Raw genomic sequence first — 12,613 nt, forward strand, 5'->3', positions numbered from 1 at the left:
GTAGACAACGCTTATGCTCTTAGCGCTGTAAATAATGCTTCTAGTTTAGTTGCGGATTTTTCACCAGGATTGTCTTCAACCCCGCTGTTTACATCAATGATGCTGGCACCAGTAGTAAATGCGCTTAGCGCATTTGTGGGGGTAATGCCGCCCGCTAAAATAAAATGCTCTGAAACCTCTTTTGACAATTGTCGCCAATCAAACGCTTGGCCTGTGCCGCCTGCAGCTGTTGAGGTTTTGCTATCAAATAGCCATTTATCAATATTATTTAGATCAAGGGTCAAATCGTCTGCTGTTTGATCTATGTGAATGCCTTTAACCTTCCAGATTTCACAGCCATCATTTAATAACAATCTTAGACTATCGATATATTCTTGATCTTCATTCCCGTGTAATTGCACTGCGAAAAGCGCTAATCGATTAGCAAGTTCTGCTACCTGAGTAATGGCCTGATCTTGAAATACACCCACAAAGTTAGTGTTTTGAAATTCGTGTACAATTTCTAATGCAGTTTCTGGCGCTACATAACGAGGTGATGCAGGTACAAAAATCAATCCTAAGAATGAAACAGGAAACGAAGAAATCAGTTTGGCTTGTTCAATACTAGTAACGCCGCAAACTTTTACTTTACCGTAGGCTAGTTGCTGCACGGCTTTTTTGACATTCGGTTGCGCCATTAAGGAACTGCCAACCAGATAGCCATCGACCAAATGATTCAATCGAAGTAAATCTTGATAAGTGTATATGCCTGACTCGGATATAATTACGCCATCAAAATTGGCATCAGAACGTATGATAGGCACCAATTTTTCAGTCATTGCTAAATCGGTACTAAGATCCCTTAAATTACGGTTGTTGATACCAATGATTTTCGCACCTAAAGCAAGTGCTCGGTAAGTCTCTTCTTCATTACTGACTTCGGTTAATACATCCAGCGCTAAACTGTCTGCGATTTCGTGTAATGCTTGGTACTCGTCATCAGTGAGTACAGATAACATTAATAATATGGCATCTGCATTGTGATATCTAGCACGATAAACCTGATAAGGGCTAACGAAAAAATCTTTATTCAAAACAGGTTGGTTGACGCGAGATGTCACGTAATCAAGGTATTCAAACTTTCCTTGAAAGTATTTTTCATCTGTCAGCACTGAAAAACATGCCGCTTCGTCTGTATAGGCATCAATGATTTCGTCTAAATCAAAATTTTCACGAATCAGTCCTTTAGAAGGAGATGCTTTTTTACATTCAAAAATAAAACCAGCTTTGGTTTTATTTAAGGCATCAAAAAAAGATTTTTCGGATTTAACCAATGTCGATTGAAACGTCTCTAATGGCAACTGTTCTTCAAGCGATGTTAGTTCGATACGTTTGTCGGCAACAATTTTATCTAGTACATTTGCCATTAGCTTGCACTCTCCGTGCTGATTGATGCTGCTTTTTGGATAACTTCAAGCGGCGCTCCTGACATCATGCTCGTCATTGCCATGTCGTAGCAGTCAGCTAAACTATCGGCTTTTTCATTAACCCATAAAAGCGCCGCCGCGTTTACTGCAATAGCGTCCATATGCGCTTTTTTACCCTTACCAAGCAAGGCTTTTTCAATTAAACCTTTATTTTCATCAGGTAACCCGCCTTGAATATCAACTAAATGCGCTTCTTGGGCTCCAAAGTCCTTGGCGGTTAGTGTAATTGGTTGGATGTCGCCATTTTTAATTTGCATTGCTGTTGTCGGACCGTGAATAGCGATTTCATCTAAGCCAGCGCCATGAACCACTAGTGCATTTTTGTGTCCTAGCGCGCTGAGAACATCGGCATAAACCGGCAAAAGCCCTAAGGTGTAGACGCCATAAACACCATGAGTGGGTTTAGCAGGATTGGCCAAAGGGCCTAAAATATTAAATACAGTTCGTGTTTTTAGCGCGTTTCTTACTGGCATTACATGCCCAACACCGGCATGATAATTTGGAGCGGCTAAAAAACAAAAGTTAGCTTCATCTAAGCACTTTCTCGCAACTTCCGGCGACATCATTAAATTTAGCCCGAAGCTGGCAAAAAGATCAGAGGAACCGGATTTACTTGAAACACTTTTATTTCCGTGTTTCGCAACCTTAACACCACAAGCCGCTGCGACCAAAGCTGCGGCACTTGAAATATTAATCGTGTTATGACCGTCACCGCCAGTACCCACTATGTCACTAAAAGCATAATCAGGACGAGGGAAAACCTTGGCATGATTAATCATTGCACTGGCCGCACCGGCAATTTCTGATTCGCTTTCACCTTTGGTTTTTAATCCAACCAAGAGGGCAGTTATCTCAATTTCACTGAAATTTCCCTGCATCACTTGGCCAAATAAAAATTCTGCCTGAGCTAGGTCAAGGTCTTGGTGAGAATAAATACTCTCTAACAATGTTTGTTTGTCCATGTTAAGCATTCTCTTTAACTGAAGTTGTTAAATACCCCAAAGCTTGTTTCAACAAGGTGCTTCCTTCGCAGGTTAAAATTGATTCAGGATGAAATTGAAAGCCGAGCATCTTATCAGTTTGATGCAATATCGCCATAGGTAATCCGTCAATATCTGCGATAACCTGTAAGCATGATGGAACATCTTTTGCCGCAAGGCTGTGATAGCGGGCAATGCTCATGGGGTTGGAAAAATTACTAAATATTGGATGCTCATTATGTTGCATTAACGATGCTTTGCCGTGCATCACGTATGGTGCGCGGCCAACCGTTCCGCCATAATGATTTACGATAGCCTGATGGCCTAAGCAAATCCCTAGTACCGGATATTTCCCCGCCACTTTATCAATGAGTTCGGGCATACAACCTGCGTTTTCAGGTGCTCCAGGGCCGGGACTAAGTAATAAAACACAAGGACCATTTTTAGAGGCAGTGTCTAATGCGTCTAAGATGGTGTTTAGGGCAACAGTGTTTCTATAAACATTTAAGTTAACGCCTAAAACGCGTAATTCATCTACTAGGTTGTAGGTAAATGAGTCTTGATTATCGAGAAGAATAACTTGTAAGTGTTCCATTTATTTCCCCTCAATCGCTTGGTTAGCAGTTTGAATGGCATTAATCACTGCTTGAGCTTTAGTTCTAGTTTCATCTGCCTCTGATTGCGGTATTGAATCTTTTACAACGCCTGCGCCAGCTTGAATATAGGCAGTGTCGTTTTGAATGAACGCACTTCGAATAACAATACAGGTATCAAAATCACCTTTACCATTTAAATATCCAACGGCACCGCCATAACTGCCTCTGGTGCATTTCTCTGTTTCTCGAATTAGCGTCGCTGCACTGATTTTTGGAGCGCCAACCAATGTGCCCATATTCATGCAGGCTTGGTATGCGTGCAAAGCATCCAAATCTGGTCGTAATTGGCCTACCACACGAGATACCAAGTGCATCACATGACTATACCTATCGACCTTGAGCAGATCTTTAACATGGCGAGAACCTGGCGTACTCACTTTAGCGATATCGTTTCTTGCTAAATCTACTAGCATAATGTGTTCAGATTTTTCTTTTTCATCCAACCGTAAATTAAGTTCTAATCGGCTATCCAAATCTAAATCGATGCTACCGTCTTCTCGTTTGCCGCGGGGCCGGGTTCCGGCTATGGGATAAATTTCCACTTGATTGTTAGTCGTATCATATTTTAAAGCCGACTCTGGTGATGCGCCAAAAATAGTAAAGTCTTGGTCGGTAATATAAAACATGTAGGGTGATGGATTGGTTTGTTTTAATCGCTTGTAGGCTAACAATGGCTGTGGACACTGTAACCGGAAAGTGCGTGAAGGCACTACTTGGAATATATCACCATCAAGAATGTGTTCTTGTAACTGGGCAACATCTTCACAATAAGCTTGGTCAGATTTATCCACCAATAATTCTGATTCGGGTGATTTCACTGGCTCAAAAGGTGTAACTTCTGTGGATAAAATTTGTTGATTCAATTGCTCTAAACGCTGGTTTAGAGCGAAATAATTTTGAGCTACTTGATCACCGGAAAATACGCCACCAAGTAATTCAGACGTTTTTTCATGATGGTCAATAAGAAGTAAGGTTTCAGCTAAATAAAATACATAATCAGGACATTTATTTAAGCCAAGGGGAACCTCTGGTAACTGCTCAAAAGTCGCAATTAGGTCATAGCCAAATATCCCCGCTAAAAAGACCGCGTGCTGGTCATCTCTAATGGGGTTTATGTTGTCTTTGACACATCGTAAAACATCTAACACACCAGGCTGTTTTAATCTTGTATCTTCATCGGTATCTGTTTTTGGACTTGAATACTCAACAACTATGGTTTTTTCAGTTGACGAGCTAATGAAATTACCTAGCTTTTGACGTAACAATGGCAAAATCGATTTACCATTATCTGTTAAAGCAGTAATCACTACAGTTTGCTGCTGGCACTCAATGCGTAGGGCAGCGTCAATTAACACTAAGCTATTTACGTCGTCTTTACTGTCAATTTCAGCGGATTCTAGTAATACTGAATTGGTACCACAAATCTGCTTATATGCCATCAGCGGATCAGCGACATAGCTGATGGTCCGTTTGATGGTTTCTACTGTTCCAGGTTCATTCCCCAGTGCTGACAAACTCATTTATTTTCCTTTCTTATCAGTGCTTGGCTAATTGTGAGACCATCATGAATCTGAGATACAAAAAAGGCCCTACAATTGGGCCTTGGATTACACACGTATGACGTCACCAGAGCCCTCAGGGTCTAGTCCACCACCAGATTTTACGCATGCTTGTTGTATTCATTATGTTAATATGTCAATTAAATGCTGTTTTCTAACTCTATATAGAAGAATACAAAAAGGCGTTTGTGTCAACCAGCAACTTATAAAAATAAGCAATAATTAATGTCAAAAATTACAGAACAACAGCCAAAAGTAGATTTACACAGTCACACCAAGTACTCAGATGGCAAATTAACACCAGAAGAGTTGGTTCTTAGAGCCCAACAAATGCAAGTGGATATGTTAGCGATTACTGATCATGATTGTGTAGACGGAATTTTACCGGCACAAGTGGCAATTAATAAGCATAAGCTTAAATTACAACTTATTTCAGGCATTGAAATATCCACTAAATGGCATGGATTTGAAATTCACATTCTAGGATTAAACGTAGATGAACAGCATCCTGCATTGCTGGATATTATTGAGATGCAACGCAAGACCCGAGTTGAACGAGCCGAAGCCATGGTAAATAAATTGGCTTTTTTAAACATTTCAAATTTGTTTGAGCGAGTCAAAGCAAAAGCTACAGGTACATTGTCTAGAGTGCATATTGCGCAAGTGCTTGTAGAAGAAGGTATTTGCAGTGATATACAGCAGGCGTTCAATAAATTTTTAGGTGATAAAAAACGGGCGTATGTGAGTGCCAATTGGCTAACCATTGAACAGGCAGTGGATGTGATTCATCAAGCGGGCGGGATTGCATCTTTAGCGCACCCTTATCATTATGATATGAAAGCAAAATGGTTACGCAAATTATTCGATGCTTTTAGTCTAGCAAAAGGAGATGCAACTGAGGTTGCACATCCTAATGTATCTCCAACCAAAACTGCTTTGATATTGGCGATAGCAAAGGAAAAGGGACTTCTAGCTAGCATAGGATCAGATTTCCATGGACCAAGTCGATGGAATGAATTAGGCCGAAAACTGCACTTACCAGACGGAATTGAACCTGTGTGGGAAACATGGGCGAAGTAAACAGATTACCTCGTCTATATTTCTGTTATACTTAAAAAATAAACACGAATAAACGGCCAAAAGCGCTTGGAAGGGACACAAGATGAGTCAGTTTTTTTATATTCATCCTGATAATCCTCAGCCTAGATTAATTCATCAGACATGTGAATTAATCAATGCAGGGGAGGTGATTGTGTACCCAACGGATTCTGGCTATGCCATCGGGTGTCAAATGGAAAATAAAAAGGCACTTGAGCAAATTTGTCGCATAAGAGATATCAGCAAGGAACACAATTTTACGCTCATGTGTCGTGATATGTCAGAGCTTTCTGTGTATGCAAGAGTGGATAATACGGCATTTAGGCAAATTAAAAACAACACTCCAGGCCCTTATACTTTTATTCTTAAAGCGACCAAAGAAGTGCCCAAGCGTCTACAAAATCCAAAACGCAAAACTATTGGCATTCGCGTGCCACAAAATAACATTGCGTTGGCGATCCTTGAAGAGTTAAAAGAACCTTTGATGTCAACAACGCTGATTTTGCCTGGTGTAGAAATGGCCGAATCTGATCCCGATGAGATTCGGGATAAGTTGGAAAAACGTGTGGGGCTTATTATCCATGGTGGCTATCTAGGAGAAGAGCCAACCACGGTTATCGATTTATCTGAAGGCACCAGTGAAGTTATTCGCTATGGCGTAGGCGACGCTAGCCCTTTTGACGTGTAATACCTATGGTTGAGCAAACGGATAAGCAACAACTTAATCAATCGCCAACCCAGCAACAACCGCTGGCGCTTGCCTTCGTCAATGGCGAAGCCATCATAGAAAAACCAGAAGATTTATATATACCTCCAGAAGCCTTGGAAGTTATTTTGGAGACTTTCGAAGGTCCGCTAGATCTTTTGTTGTACCTCATTCGCAAGCAAAAATTTGATATCGTGGAATTACCCGTTTTGCAGGTCACCCAACAATACATGGAATATGTTGATGTGATGACAGACGTCAAATTAGAACTGGCGGGGGAATATCTGCTAATGGCGGCTATGTTAGCGGAAATTAAGTCCAGATTACTGTTACCCAAACATGATAATAGCGAAGAAGATGAAGACGATCCGCGCGCAGAACTCATTCGGCGCCTTAAAGAATACGAGTTGATAAAAAAAGCCGCGGAAAAACTGGATGAAGCACCAAGACAACAACGGGATTTTTTTGTTGCTCAAGCGGCCACAAGTGACAACGTGCAACCCATCAAAAACTTACCTCAGGTGAGTTTGCAGGAATTAGCCTTGGCTTTTGCTCAAGCGATGCAACGGGCAGACGCTTTCCAACATCATCATATTCAAAAAGAGGTGTTATCAACCCGCGAACGAATGAGTATGCTGTTACAACGCTTAAAAAGCGATCGTTATTTAGATTTACAGGAATTACTCGATTCATCGGAAGGAAAAGCTGGTGTTGTAGTGACCTTTATTGCCATTTTAGAATTAGTTAAAGAAGGCTTAGCTTTATTGGAACAATCGCAACCCTATGCAAATTTATATGTAAAATTGGGTGAATATGAGTAAAATCTCCGATCTTCAACTTAAGCAATTGTTAGAGGCTGCAATTTTTGTTGCAGATGAGCCTTTGTCGATTGAAAAAATGCGCGCCACTATTCTCAGTGGGCTCACTATTTCTTCACGGCAATTAAACAAGGCATTAAGTGAACTCGAATTGGACTATGCCCCTCGTGGTATTCAGTTGATTAAGGTTGCCAGTGGTTATCGTTTTCAATCCAATACGGGATTGGGGCAATTGCTAAGTCGTTTATGGCAAGAAACTGTGCCTAAATATTCTCGTGCCATGATGGAGACTCTGGCGCTGATCGCGTATCGACAACCGATAACACGTGGTGAAATCGAAGAAATTCGTGGTGTCGCGGTGAGTAGTAACATTATGCGAAATTTATCTGAAAGGGATTGGATAAAAGTGATTGGTCACAAAGAAGTGCCAGGTAGGCCGGCTTTGTACGCGACAACAAAAACGTTTTTAGATTATTTTGCTTTAACATCATTGTCTGAACTACCGTCAGCCGATGATTTTGTTAACCAACAGGTGGAAACTGGATTGGATACCCCGGAACAAGCAGAACAATCGCAAACTATGGAAAATGAACAATCTTCAGAATCAAGCGAACGGCTAGATTCTGATCAATTACACTAAGTACTTATGTCTGAAAAACTACAAAAAATCTTGGCCAACAATGGCGTCGGCTCGCGAAGAGAAATGGAAAAATGGATCGAGCAGGGGCGCGTATCAGTAAATGGCAAAGTGGCTACCTTAGGCGATCGAGCTGAAGAAACAGACCAAATCCGAGTAGATGGCCATCTTATTTCTAGGCAAAAAGAAAAGTCTCCTTGTCGTGTGCTCATGTACAACAAGCCAGAAGGTGTTATTTGTTCAGCAAAAGATCCAGAAGGTCGTCCAACTGTTTTTGATCGTTTACCACCTTTGGTTGGGCAACGATGGATAGCGATCGGACGCTTAGATATTAATACCAGTGGTTTGCTTTTATTTACCAATGATGGAGAGTTGGCAAACCGGTTAATGCACCCATCTTACGAAATAGAGCGAGAATATGCCGTGCGCATTTTTGGAGAAGTTACGCCCGCCATCTTGCGCAACTTAGCCAAAGGCGTTGAACTTGAAGATGGGCTGGCTAAGTTTGATTCGGTAAAAGTAAAGCCGAATGAAGAAGAAGCGGTGAATCATTGGTATAATGTGACGCTTAAAGAAGGACGTAATCGTGAAGTTAGACGTTTATGGGAATCTCAAGGCGTAAAAGTTAGCCGATTGATTCGTATTAGGTTTGGTAACATTGAAATGTTTAAGCGCCTTCCTCAAGGTACTTGGTTAGAAATGGATCTAGAGCACGTTAATCAGCTTCGTCAAATGGCCAAATTGTCAAATGAAACTGAAACTAAAGTGCATACCATGGAACAGCTCGACCACACTAAATTAAGCAGAATGCGACGCTCTTTGCGCAAAACCAAACAAAACAAAATGGTTGGCCAGCGTCACAGAAATAATTCGCGAAAAAAATAAGCGGTAATTCATGCGATTAGCTCTTGGATTGGAATATCAGGGTAATGCCTATAAAGGTTGGCAGAGACAGTCTCATGTACCTAGTGTGCAAGCCCATATCGAAAACTGTTTAAGTCAAATCTTATGCCATGACGTCGAGGTAGCCTGTGCCGGACGAACCGATGCTGGGGTGCACGCAACCAATCAAATCGTGCACTTTGATACCCAAGCCGAACGTCCAGATAAAGCCTTCACCCTTGGAATGAATGCCTTGCTACCACAAGATATTGCGATTAATTGGGTAAAGCAGGTGAGTGAGGATTTTCATGCGCGATTTAGCGCCACCGCAAGGCGATACCGCTATATCATGTTTAATTCAAAAACAAGACCTGGCATTTTTACACCAGGGGTTACACATGTGCACAAATCGCTAAACGCTGAACTGATGCATCAAGCGGCACAGTGCTTAGTAGGGGAGCATGATTTCACCAGCTTTAGAGCTTCGCTGTGTCAATCAAAAAGTCCCTTTAGGGATGTCAAAGAAGTGTCTGTCACTCGCACCGGGCCCTATGTGGTATTGGAAATTTGTGCAAATGCATTTTTACATCATATGGTGCGCAACATTGTAGGCTCATTAATCGAAATTGGGGCTCAGGAACAGCCCGTGGATTGGATGCAAACTTTATTAGACGCCAAAGATAGAACCTTGGCTGCAGCTACCGCTAAACCTAATGGCTTGTATTTGGTCGATGTTACTTATCCAGAACACTTCGAACTTCCTAATTCTGAAATGGGTCCCTTGTTTTTGTTTAAGTAAGTCATATTTAACCAGATACTGATCTGATTTCTATGAATTTTGTTTTTTCTGAACCCTTTATGTGATTTAATTGTCCGATTATTTTCGCCGTAATTGGCTAAAATCTAAAACAACTATAAGAATTAAGTGATTTACAGGATTATTAAATGAGCTGGATCGAAAAGATACTGCCGAAAACCAAGTCGTCTATCAAGAGTAATGTACCAGAAGGTATCTGGACAAAATGCGGTTCCTGTCAGTCTGTATTGTATAAATCAGAACTGGAAAAGCTGTTAGAAGTGTGCCCAAAATGTGGTCACCATATGCGTATAACCGCAAGAGCACGTTTGAATGGTTTTTTAGATACCAAAGATAGAACTGAAATTGCGGCCGATTTGGAGCCTCAAGACGTACTCAAGTTTAAAGATTCTAAGCGTTATAAAGATCGTATAAGCGCGGCACAAAAAGCGACTAATGAAAAAGATGCCTTGATCGTAATGAAAGGCTCTATCAACGGGTTACCGGTAGTTGTTGCGGCCTTTGAGTTTTCTTTTTTAGGTGGCTCAATGGCGTCCGTGGTAGGCGCTAAATTCGTTGCTGCTGTTAATGCTGCCATAGAAAACAACTGTCCATTGGTATGTTTTTCTACCAGTGGTGGTGCGCGCATGCAAGAAGCCTTGTTGTCACTCATGCAAATGGCGAAAACAAGCGCCGCGCTTGCTAAACTTAGCGCTAAGAAATTACCTTATATCTCGGTTTTGACCGATCCAACCATGGGCGGTGTATCTGCCAGTTTGGCCATGTTAGGCGATATAAATGTCGCTGAGCCTAAAGCGCTTATTGGATTTGCTGGGCCAAGAGTTATCGAGCAAACGGTAAGAGAAAAATTACCTGAAGGCTTCCAACGAAGTGAATTTTTGTTAGAAAAGGGTGCGATAGACTTAATTGTCGATAGAAGACAAATGAAAGACACCTTGCACCGAATTCTTGCTAAATTACATGGTAATGCGCCTTCACAGACTAGCCAGTTACAAATAGAATCAGACGAATAGTATTAACTGAATGAGCAAATCGCTTTCTCAGTGGCTCGATTTTATTCAACGAAGTCATCCAAAAGAAATTGATATGGGGTTGTCACGGACAGCCCATGTTTTTCAGCAGTTGTCTCTTAATCTCGAATATACCAAAATAGTGACGGTCGCCGGCACAAATGGCAAGGGCACAACGTGCAGAACCATTGAGGCCATCACCCAAGCATCTGGATTTAATGTTGGCGTATATTCTTCTCCCCATTTAATTGATTTTAATGAACGAATTCGTATCAATGGCGACCAAATCCATGATGACAAACTTTGCGAAGCTTTCGAATTAGTCGATCATGCAAGAGGCAATACATCGTTAACCTATTTTGAATTTGTGACATTAGCAGCATTAGTATGTTTTGCAAAGCATGAGTTAGACGTTATTGTTTTAGAAGTGGGATTAGGTGGGCGTTTAGACGCCGTTAATATACTTGATGCGGATGTGGCTAGTGTCACCAGTATTGGTTATGACCATCAATCCTGGCTTGGCGATACTCTTGATCAAATTGCATTTGAAAAATGTGGTGTAGTAAAGAGTAAAACCAAGGCTGTACTGGCATTTGACGCAGAAAAACAAGGTATTAATTTACCTCAATTGTTATCAGACGATGTTTGGATGCTCGGACGTGACTATGATATTCACGAGTTGCAAAGGTCCTGCTCATTCACTATTCACCTAGATCGGTTAATTCCAAATATAGAACAAAGTGAAACAACAATCCTTTACACATGGAATAACGAACAATTACCCGCTCAAAACGTAGTTACTGCTATTCTCTCGTGTTGGAGACTCTATCAAGTATTGTCTGGGAATAAATCTGAACCTTTGAAACAATTATTGTCGAATTCCAATAGTCTTAAGCAAACCATTAGCGATATTCGGATTGCTGGGCGTTTTCAACGAATATTTGATGCTCCTCAGGTCATAGTTGATGTTGGACATAACGCTCAAGCTGCTGACTATTTAATTGATAAGATTAAACGTATCAATAGTCACAATATTCACTACGTAGTTGGAATGCTAAAAGATAAAAATATCGAACAGACGTTAACAGTAATGGCTGATATTCCGGCGCATTGGTATGTGTGCGATCTGGAGGGTGACAGAGGTGAAAAGAGCACTCGTTTGAAAAATGCGTTAGCCAAGGTTGAGTTAAAAAGCTTACAATGTTTTTCATCTGTAGATTTAGGCTTAAAAACAGCACTTGAGCAAGCGTCTTCAACTGATATGATATACGTATTCGGATCCTTCCTTACAGTTGCTCAAGCAATACAGTATATGCAACAGCAGGATAAATTGAGTTCATGACTAGTGCGTTAAAAAATCGTTTGGTAGGTACAATCATTGTCGTCGCTTTGGTTGTAATTTTGTTGCCTGAATTGCTAGATGGCGAAAAGCAGGTAAACAATCAAGCATTTTTAGATGTGCCTGAAATGCCGCCTGAGAAAACCATTGATGAGGTCGAAAAACTAGATGTTGAAACTATCAAAAGTGTAGCGACTCGGCCAATGGAAATCGTTGATGAAGAACCTGTAGATGATGTATATGCGCCGGATTCAGAACCAACCGATGGCGCGGCATCAGCTGAAAACCTAAAGGATCCAGAGGCCAATACAGAGATAATACAAGCCACAGAATCAACAACCGAGCAAGTCACTGAACCTGAGCCGGAAATTCAAGTCCAAGATTCTGGTTGGGTGGTGCAACTGGGTAGCTTTAGCAATCAGGCAAATGTGAAAAAACTCATTAGAACCCTAACCAATGCTGGCTACAGAGTCTATAGCCGTCCCATAGAAACTAAGGTAGGTAAACTTACTAAAGTCTTTGTTGGGCCTGAGTTAGAAAGATCAGAGTTAGAAAAAGCCATACCTCATTTAAAGGAATTAACCGGATTAACCGGAAAAATTACTGAATTTGAAGTTAGCGCTCAGTAATCTTATTTGGTAAACT

The 12,613-nt window shown here is 41.1% G+C and carries 13 protein-coding genes; 9 read left to right on the forward strand and 4 right to left on the reverse strand.

All coding sequences use genetic code 11. The features are described from left to right. Positions 1 to 11 precede the first annotated feature (11 nt). The 4 genes from trpCF to ACNKW3_RS10110 are packed head-to-tail and all read right to left on the reverse strand — an operon-like array spanning position 12 to position 4,622. Positions 12 to 1,406: a bifunctional indole-3-glycerol-phosphate synthase TrpC/phosphoribosylanthranilate isomerase TrpF gene (gene trpCF, locus ACNKW3_RS10095; protein WP_427399174.1), complete on the reverse strand. Its 1,395-nt coding sequence runs from the start codon at positions 1,404 to 1,406 to the stop codon at positions 12 to 14. Further along, positions 1,406 to 2,428: an anthranilate phosphoribosyltransferase gene (trpD, locus tag ACNKW3_RS10100; RefSeq protein WP_427399175.1), complete on the reverse strand. Its 1,023-nt coding sequence runs from the start codon at positions 2,426 to 2,428 to the stop codon at positions 1,406 to 1,408. The genes trpCF and trpD overlap by 1 nt, the downstream gene beginning before the upstream one ends. A gap of 1 nt (position 2,429) precedes the next feature. After that, on the reverse strand, positions 2,430 to 3,041 hold the full coding sequence (locus ACNKW3_RS10105) for an aminodeoxychorismate/anthranilate synthase component II (protein WP_427399176.1): 612 nt from the start codon (positions 3,039 to 3,041) through the stop codon (positions 2,430 to 2,432). Continuing rightward, a complete protein-coding gene (locus ACNKW3_RS10110; protein WP_427399177.1) occupies positions 3,042 to 4,622 on the reverse strand; it encodes an anthranilate synthase component 1 in 1,581 nt (526 codons plus the stop codon). A gap of 264 nt (positions 4,623 to 4,886) precedes the next feature. On the opposite strand from ACNKW3_RS10110, the gene ACNKW3_RS10115 reads away from it, so the two are divergent. The 9 genes from ACNKW3_RS10115 to ACNKW3_RS10155 all read left to right on the forward strand — a co-directional run bounded on the left by ACNKW3_RS10115 (position 4,887) and on the right by ACNKW3_RS10155 (position 12,597). Beyond that, positions 4,887 to 5,741, forward strand: coding sequence for a PHP domain-containing protein (locus ACNKW3_RS10115; RefSeq protein WP_427399178.1), 855 nt, complete (start codon positions 4,887 to 4,889; stop codon positions 5,739 to 5,741). Between the two features lie 82 nt (positions 5,742 to 5,823). Further along, positions 5,824 to 6,447: an L-threonylcarbamoyladenylate synthase gene (locus ACNKW3_RS10120; RefSeq protein ID WP_427399179.1), complete on the forward strand. Its 624-nt coding sequence runs from the start codon at positions 5,824 to 5,826 to the stop codon at positions 6,445 to 6,447. 5 nt (positions 6,448 to 6,452) lie between these two features. Next, positions 6,453 to 7,286, forward strand: coding sequence for a segregation and condensation protein A (locus ACNKW3_RS10125; protein WP_427399180.1), 834 nt, complete (start codon positions 6,453 to 6,455; stop codon positions 7,284 to 7,286). Then, complete coding sequence (scpB, locus tag ACNKW3_RS10130; protein WP_427399181.1) at positions 7,279 to 7,923, forward strand: SMC-Scp complex subunit ScpB; 645 nt, start codon at positions 7,279 to 7,281, stop codon at positions 7,921 to 7,923. The genes ACNKW3_RS10125 and scpB overlap by 8 nt, the downstream gene beginning before the upstream one ends. Positions 7,924 to 7,929: 6 nt before the next feature. Further along, positions 7,930 to 8,805: a 23S rRNA pseudouridine(2605) synthase RluB gene (gene rluB, locus ACNKW3_RS10135; protein ID WP_427399182.1), complete on the forward strand. Its 876-nt coding sequence runs from the start codon at positions 7,930 to 7,932 to the stop codon at positions 8,803 to 8,805. Positions 8,806 to 8,815: 10 nt separating this feature from the next. Beyond that, positions 8,816 to 9,601 (forward strand): tRNA pseudouridine(38-40) synthase TruA, encoded by a 786-nt coding sequence (gene truA, locus ACNKW3_RS10140; protein ID WP_427399183.1) that lies wholly within the window; start codon positions 8,816 to 8,818, stop codon positions 9,599 to 9,601. A 146-nt stretch (positions 9,602 to 9,747) separates the two neighbouring features. Next, entirely contained in the window at positions 9,748 to 10,632 is an 885-nt protein-coding gene (accD, locus tag ACNKW3_RS10145) for an acetyl-CoA carboxylase, carboxyltransferase subunit beta (protein ID WP_427399184.1), read from the forward strand. Positions 10,633 to 10,642: 10 nt separating this feature from the next. Then, positions 10,643 to 11,971, forward strand: coding sequence for a bifunctional folylpolyglutamate synthase/dihydrofolate synthase (locus ACNKW3_RS10150; protein WP_427399185.1), 1,329 nt, complete (start codon positions 10,643 to 10,645; stop codon positions 11,969 to 11,971). Then, complete coding sequence (locus tag ACNKW3_RS10155) at positions 11,968 to 12,597, forward strand: SPOR domain-containing protein (protein WP_427399186.1); 630 nt, start codon at positions 11,968 to 11,970, stop codon at positions 12,595 to 12,597. Before ACNKW3_RS10150 ends, ACNKW3_RS10155 begins: the two co-directional genes overlap by 4 nt. Positions 12,598 to 12,613 lie beyond the last annotated feature (16 nt).

The sequence above is a fragment of the Glaciecola sp. 1036 genome, from assembly GCF_050306235.1.
GTDB lineage: Bacteria > Pseudomonadota > Gammaproteobacteria > Enterobacterales > Alteromonadaceae > Glaciecola.

Bases quoted from the DNA above. Each gene is read 5' to 3' on its own strand.
- rluB (WP_427399182.1), top strand. From the start codon at position 7,930: ATGTCTGAAAAACTACAAAAAATCTTGGCCAACAATGGCGTCGGCTCG.
- ACNKW3_RS10125 (WP_427399180.1), top strand. From the start codon at position 6,453: ATGGTTGAGCAAACGGATAAGCAACAACTTAATCAATCGCCAACCCAG.
- ACNKW3_RS10110 (WP_427399177.1), bottom strand. From the start codon at position 4,622: ATGAGTTTGTCAGCACTGGGGAATGAACCTGGAACAGTAGAAACCATC.
- ACNKW3_RS10150 (WP_427399185.1), top strand. From the start codon at position 10,643: ATGAGCAAATCGCTTTCTCAGTGGCTCGATTTTATTCAACGAAGTCAT.
- ACNKW3_RS10120 (WP_427399179.1), top strand. From the start codon at position 5,824: ATGAGTCAGTTTTTTTATATTCATCCTGATAATCCTCAGCCTAGATTA.
- truA (WP_427399183.1), top strand. From the start codon at position 8,816: ATGCGATTAGCTCTTGGATTGGAATATCAGGGTAATGCCTATAAAGGT.
- ACNKW3_RS10115 (WP_427399178.1), top strand. From the start codon at position 4,887: ATGTCAAAAATTACAGAACAACAGCCAAAAGTAGATTTACACAGTCAC.
- ACNKW3_RS10155 (WP_427399186.1), top strand. From the start codon at position 11,968: ATGACTAGTGCGTTAAAAAATCGTTTGGTAGGTACAATCATTGTCGTC.
- accD (WP_427399184.1), top strand. From the start codon at position 9,748: ATGAGCTGGATCGAAAAGATACTGCCGAAAACCAAGTCGTCTATCAAG.
- scpB (WP_427399181.1), top strand. From the start codon at position 7,279: ATGAGTAAAATCTCCGATCTTCAACTTAAGCAATTGTTAGAGGCTGCA.
- trpCF (WP_427399174.1), bottom strand. From the start codon at position 1,406: ATGGCAAATGTACTAGATAAAATTGTTGCCGACAAACGTATCGAACTA.
- trpD (WP_427399175.1), bottom strand. From the start codon at position 2,428: ATGGACAAACAAACATTGTTAGAGAGTATTTATTCTCACCAAGACCTT.
- ACNKW3_RS10105 (WP_427399176.1), bottom strand. From the start codon at position 3,041: ATGGAACACTTACAAGTTATTCTTCTCGATAATCAAGACTCATTTACC.